General features: G+C 54.5%; 3 protein-coding genes, 1 tRNA gene, 2 rRNA genes and 1 pseudogene. 5 read left to right on the top strand and 2 right to left on the bottom strand.

What is annotated here, in order from left to right; all coding sequences use genetic code 11:
* Positions 1-514 precede the first annotated feature (514 nt).
* The 5 genes from ACSQ9D_RS16565 (at position 515) to ACSQ9D_RS16545 (ending at position 5,147) form a co-directional block, all read left to right on the top strand.
* Positions 515-3,397 (top strand): 23S ribosomal RNA (locus ACSQ9D_RS16565).
* Positions 3,398-3,540: 143 nt separating this feature from the next.
* Positions 3,541-3,655 (top strand): 5S ribosomal RNA (gene rrf, locus ACSQ9D_RS16560).
* A gap of 135 nt (positions 3,656-3,790) precedes the next feature.
* Positions 3,791-3,867 (top strand) — tRNA-Met (locus ACSQ9D_RS16555).
* Positions 3,868-4,531: 664 nt separating this feature from the next.
* On the top strand, positions 4,532-4,783 hold the full coding sequence (locus tag ACSQ9D_RS16550) for a ribbon-helix-helix domain-containing protein (protein WP_436283854.1): 252 nt from the start codon (positions 4,532-4,534) through the stop codon (positions 4,781-4,783).
* Position 4,784: 1 nt separating this feature from the next.
* A complete protein-coding gene (locus ACSQ9D_RS16545; RefSeq protein ID WP_436283102.1) occupies positions 4,785-5,147 on the top strand; it encodes a type II toxin-antitoxin system RelE/ParE family toxin in 363 nt (120 codons plus the stop codon).
* 62 nt (positions 5,148-5,209) lie between these two features.
* Here ACSQ9D_RS16545 and ACSQ9D_RS16540 read toward each other — a convergent pair.
* Both ACSQ9D_RS16540 and ACSQ9D_RS16535 read right to left on the bottom strand, forming a co-directional pair.
* A pseudogene (locus ACSQ9D_RS16540) lies at positions 5,210-5,351 on the bottom strand (IS6 family transposase); the annotation flags it as partial.
* Between the two features lie 179 nt (positions 5,352-5,530).
* Positions 5,531-5,734 carry a hypothetical protein gene (locus ACSQ9D_RS16535; RefSeq protein ID WP_436283101.1) on the bottom strand — a complete coding sequence of 68 codons (204 nt, stop codon included), beginning with the start codon at positions 5,732-5,734 and terminating at the stop codon, positions 5,531-5,533.
* Positions 5,735-6,000 lie beyond the last annotated feature (266 nt).

Below are 6,000 nucleotides of genomic sequence, written 5' to 3'. Positions count from 1 at the left end.
GCTTCGGCCGGATGCGTGTTCTGCATATATCGTGAAGAGAAGATTGATCTGGAGGCTTCCAGGTGTCGGGTTTGACCCTTTTGGGTTTGATCTGGCGTCCGAGCCCAGTTCCAATGACGTCGTGGATGGCCTAGCCGGCCGGAAGCGAAAGAGGGGCTGGAGGTAGGAAGGAAGCTTGTCGCTCTGAGTTGATCATTGTTGTCGTCCTTCGGGATGGCTCTGATGATGGCTTGATGACCGTTGCCTGACCGCGCGGTCCCGGATTTAATCTCGAGAAGCTGGTCTTAAAGATGAGATTGCAAGCGAACTGCTCGGCGTAGTTCCAATAAAGCAGTCTTATCGAACACGTCGATGGCATCATTAGAAAGCAGTGGTTGTAAAAGGTAACCGCTGCATCGCTGGTACGACAAACTCAGGTTTGTCCGTATGACCGGTTTGGAACCCCTTTGAGCGCGAGCGAAAAGGACAAGGAATTCCAAACCCAGCAAAGATGATGAGCATTGGCAATGAGAACGATTAAGTGTCGTAAGGGCATTTGGTGGATGCCTTGGCATGCACAGGCGATGAAGGACGTGATACGCTGCGAAAAGCCGTGGGGAGCTGCGAATAAGCTTTGATCCATGGATCTCCGAATGGGGCAACCCACCTTAAATACCTAGAAAATCTGTTTTGTTGGCTGCAACCTTGCGAGGGATTTCTTTCGTAGGGCGGTAGCCCGTCGCCGGTTATCCGGCGCGCTGTCCGCAGGCCTTTGGCCGAGAGGACAAAACAGGTTTCTAGGTATTGTGATAAGGTATCTGCACCTGAATAAAATAGGGTGTAAGAAGCGAACGCAGGGAACTGAAACATCTAAGTACCTGCAGGAAAGGACATCAACCGAGACTCCGCAAGTAGTGGCGAGCGAACGCGGACCAGGCCAGTGGCAATTGTTGTTAAAGCGGAACGATCTGGAAAGTTCGGCCGTAGCGGGTGACAGCCCCGTACGCGTAGATACAGCGATTGTCCTAGAGTAGGGCGGGACACGAGAAATCCTGTCTGAACATGGGGAGACCACTCTCCAAGCCTAAGTACTCGTGCATGACCGATAGCGAACAAGTACCGTGAGGGAAAGGTGAAAAGCACCCCGACAAGGGGAGTGAAATAGAACCTGAAACCGGATGCCTACAAACAGTCGGAGCCCGCAAGGGTGACGGCGTACCTTTTGTATAATGGGTCAACGACTTAGTGTAACAAGCAAGCTTAAGCCGGTAGGTGTAGGCGAAGCGAAAGCGAGTCTGAATAGGGCGATTTAGTTTGTTGCATTAGACCCGAAACCGAGTGATCTAGCCATGAGCAGGTTGAAGGTTGGGTAACACCAACTGGAGGACCGAACCCGCATCTGTTGCAATAGATTGGGATGACTTGTGGCTAGGGGTGAAAGGCCAATCAAACTCGGAAATAGCTGGTTCTCCGCGAAATCTATTTAGGTAGAGCGTCGACCGAATACCCCCGGGGGTAGAGCACTGGATGGGCTATGGGGACTCACCGTCTTACTGATCCTAACCAAACTCCGAATACCGGGGAGTACTAGTCGGCAGACACACGGCGGGTGCTAACGTCCGTCGTGAAAAGGGCAACAACCCTAACCTCCAGCTAAGGTCCCCAAGTCATGGCTAAGTGGGAAAGGATGTGAGGATCCCAAAACAACCAGGATGTTGGCTTAGAAGCAGCCATCATTTAAAGAAAGCGTAACAGCTCACTGGTCTAAATAAGGGTCTTTGCGCCGAAAATGTAACGGGGCTGAAGCCATGCACCGAAGCTGAGGATGTGTAGCAATACACGTGGTAGCGGAGCGTTCCGTAAGCCTGTGAAGGGATACCTGTGAGGGGTCCTGGAGGTATCGGAAGTGCGAATGTTGACATGAGTAACGATAAAGAGGGTGAGAGACCCTCTCGCCGAAAGACCAAGGGTTCCTGCTTAAAGTTAATCTGAGCAGGGTTAGCCGGCCCCTAAGGCGAGGCAGAAATGCGTAGTCGATGGGAACCACGTTAATATTCGTGGGCCTGGTGGTAGTGACGGATTGCTCAACTTGTTCAGACTTATTGGATTGTCTGGGCAGGGACGCGGTTCCAGGAAATAGCTCCACCGTATAGACCGTACCCGAAACCGACACAGGTGGTCAGGTAGAGTATACCAAGGCGCTTGAGAGAACTATGTTGAAGGAACTCGGCAAATTGCACGCGTAACTTCGGAAGAAGCGTGACCCCATGCTACGCAAGTATTGTGGGGTGGCACAGACCAGGGGGTAGCGACTGTTTATCAAAAACACAGGGCTCTGCGAAGTCGCAAGACGACGTATAGGGTCTGACGCCTGCCCGGTGCTGGAAGGTTAAGAGGAGAGGTGCAAGCTTTGAATCGAAGCCCCAGTAAACGGCGGCCGTAACTATAACGGTCCTAAGGTAGCGAAATTCCTTGTCGGGTAAGTTCCGACCTGCACGAATGGCGTAACGACTTCCCCGCTGTCTCCAACATAGACTCAGTGAAATTGAATTCCCCGTGAAGATGCGGGGTTCCTGCGGTCAGACGGAAAGACCCCGTGCACCTTTACTATAGCTTTACACTGGCATTCGTGTCGGCATGTGTAGGATAGGTGGTAGGCTTTGAAGCGGGGACGCCAGTTTCCGTGGAGCCATCCTTGAAATACCACCCTTATCGTCATGGATGTCTAACCGCGGTCCGTTATCCGGATCCGGGACAGTGTATGGTGGGTAGTTTGACTGGGGCGGTCGCCTCCGAAAGAGTAACGGAGGCGCGCGATGGTGGGCTCAGACCGGTCGGAAATCGGTCGTCGAGTGCAATGGCATAAGCCCGCCTGACTGCGAGACTGACAAGTCGAGCAGAGACGAAAGTCGGTCATAGTGATCCGGTGGTCCCGCGTGGAAGGGCCATCGCTCAACGGATAAAAGGTACGCCGGGGATAACAGGCTGATGACCCCCAAGAGTCCATATCGACGGGGTTGTTTGGCACCTCGATGTCGGCTCATCGCATCCTGGGGCTGGAGCAGGTCCCAAGGGTTTGGCTGTTCGCCAATTAAAGCGGTACGTGAGCTGGGTTCAGAACGTCGTGAGACAGTTCGGTCCCTATCTGCCGTGGGTGTAGGAATATTGACAGGATCTGTCCCTAGTACGAGAGGACCGGGATGGACATATCTCTGGTGGACCTGTTGTCCTGCCAAGGGCATAGCAGGGTAGCTACATATGGAATGGATAACCGCTGAAGGCATCTAAGCGGGAAACCAACCTGAAAACGAGTATTCCCTATCAGAGCCGTGGAAGACGACCACGTTGATAGGCCGGGTGTGGAAGCGCAGCAATGTGTGAAGCTTACCGGTACTAATAGCTCGATTGGCTTGATCGTTCTCATTGATCAATGCTCATGTCCGACACTTCAGTGTCGGGAGATGACGCCAAGACGTGTTCCCCCGGCGAAGGCAAAGCCTTCGTCCGGTAAAAACGAGACGGAAACGTCTCACCAGCTTCTCAAATGTTGCGCTTCGCTGACCTGGTGGTCATGGCGGGGCGGCTGCACCCGTTCCCATTCCGAACACGGCCGTGAAACGCCCCAGCGCCTATGGTACTTCGTCTTAAGACGCGGGAGAGTCGGTCGCTGCCAGGTCTGCAAAACGCAACAAACAATCTTCTCATCACGACCAACGGCCCAAGCCGAAAACAAAGGGCCGCCCAACGCGGTCCTTTCTGCTTTGAAGGACACAACGCAGAGCGTATACTTCCGGGGACAACGTCCCCTTGGCGCGGGGTGGAGCAGCCCGGTAGCTCGTCAGGCTCATAACCTGAAGGCCGCAGGTTCAAATCCTGCCCCCGCAACCAAAACTTTCCGACAGAGACCAGAGCGATATCGCTGGCGCGAAGACTTCATCTTCGCTGGCGATGGTAGCTCCTCGTCCTGCGGACCATAACCTGAAGGCCGCAGGTTCAAATCCTGCCCCCGCAACCAAAACTTTCCGACAGAGACCAGAGCGATATCGCTGGCGCGAAGACTTCATCTTCGCTGGCGATGGTAGCTCCTCGTCCTGCGGACCATAACCTGAAGGCCGCAGGTTCAAATCCTGCCCCCGCAACCAAAACTTTCCGACAGAGACCAGAGCGATATCGCTGGCGCGAAGACTTCATCTTCGCTGGCGATGGTAGCTCCTCGTCCTGCGGACCATAACCTGAAGGCCGCAGGTTCAAATCCTGCCCCCGCAACCAAAACTTTCCGACAGAGACCAGAGCGATATCGCTGGCGCGAAGACTTCATCTTCGCTGGCGATGGTAGCTCCTCGTCCTGCGGACCATAACCTGAAGGCCGCAGGTTCAAATCCTGCCCCCGCAACCAAAATCTAAAAGTGACATCATCAACAAAGCCCTCCCTCGTCGGAGGGCTTTCTTGCTTTCTACGCCCGCCACACGCACTCCTGTAAGGGAGTGTGTGATGAATATTGACAATATTTGCTACGACACCCACAATAAGGGAGAGCGAAAGGGTACGTTAATGGCATCGGGAAGCATTCATGTGAAGGTCGGCGGCCAGTTGCAGGCCCATATTCAGCAGCAGATTGGCGAGGATGGCCTTTATGAAAATGCCAGCGAGTACATTCGGGCGCTGATTCGCCGCGACTTGCAAACTCGCGATGAGGCATGGGACGCGCTGCAGAAGGAATTGGCCCCCGCCATGCGCGCCGATGACAGTGAATTCGTCACTGTTACCGCTGACGACGTATTCCGCCGTAACCAGCGCCGCTAATATGGTTGCCTATCGGTTTTACCCGCGCGCAGATGCGGCGCAGGACAAAATCTGGCATGACACAGTTGAGAGATGGGGTGAACCGCAAGCGGTTACCTACATCACGGCACTCCACGCGCACTTGAAGCGTCTTTGTGAAAGTGAGGCACTGTGGCGTCAGCTTCCAAAAAAGCTTGCGGTCCCCGCCGATGTCAAACGCGAGGCGTATTTCAGCCGCTACGAGCATCACTATTTATTCTTCCGCCAACTCGATAACGGCGATCTTGGCGTAATGAGTATTCTGCACGCGCGAATGGATGTGCCGGTGCGTCTTGCGGAAGACCTAGCGGCGCTATCCGAAAAAACGGAGCCTTCTAAGGAGTAGCTGTTGGCGCGGAGTTGTCACGTTATCGAGGGATGATCGAGCTACCCAATACGTTTCTGAAGTCAGGCGACAGCGCCGGTCACGGCCTTCCAGTGGGCCATTGCACGGATGCGATGAATGTGGGTAGCGAGGGCAGAGCGTCTGTGATGCGGAGTGACGAAGAGAACCGACCGCCGAGAAGATCGAGATGAAACGTTGCAATCCTACTTCTCGATCGCACCTCGCCACGCGTCCGGCTAACGGTGCTGACTACTACGAGAGCCATTTCATGTGCTGGCAGATCCGACTGTCGCTCTGCATATATGCTAAGCGGCAGTCGGGCTAGCGAAGGGTTGCGGGCATTTTTCGCGCTCGCGTCCCCCGACACGCGTCGATACTTGATGCTAATTTACCACAACTCGCCGAGCGAGTGCCATGACGTAGTCATCGGCGATATCAGCCAAAGTCAGGGCGACCTCCGGTTCATTCCACCCCGCCGCGAGAGCCCTTTGCACGAAATCGCGAAACGACGCCGCGAGTACCTCCTCGCGCCCAAGAGCTCGGCAGGGATCATTCGCGGCTTGCATTATCAGACGGACAGCTTTCATTGATGCGCCCCTCACGGTTTGCCTTGTTGCACCACAAGTGCATTCATCATGCACTCAGCCTCTTGCCATGCGCTATTATGCTTCTTTTCTAATGGCTTACGCGCTGCGTGTCGTTAGCCGCCGATCCGAAAACTTGCAGCGGCGTCCATTTCTGCAGCTGGGAGGAGTGATGGCCGATCATTCCCCTCGCTCAGGAACGATTGGAATGACAACGCGTTCAATGGATCGGACTAAAGTCCGATATCGCCCCGCCGTCACAGTTTGGC

This window comes from Rhizobium sp. LjRoot258 (genome assembly GCF_964254185.1).
Lineage (GTDB): Bacteria > Pseudomonadota > Alphaproteobacteria > Rhizobiales > Rhizobiaceae > Rhizobium.
Note: the sequence above shows the minus strand (reverse complement) of the source record. Positions and strands in the feature narration are given on the sequence as shown.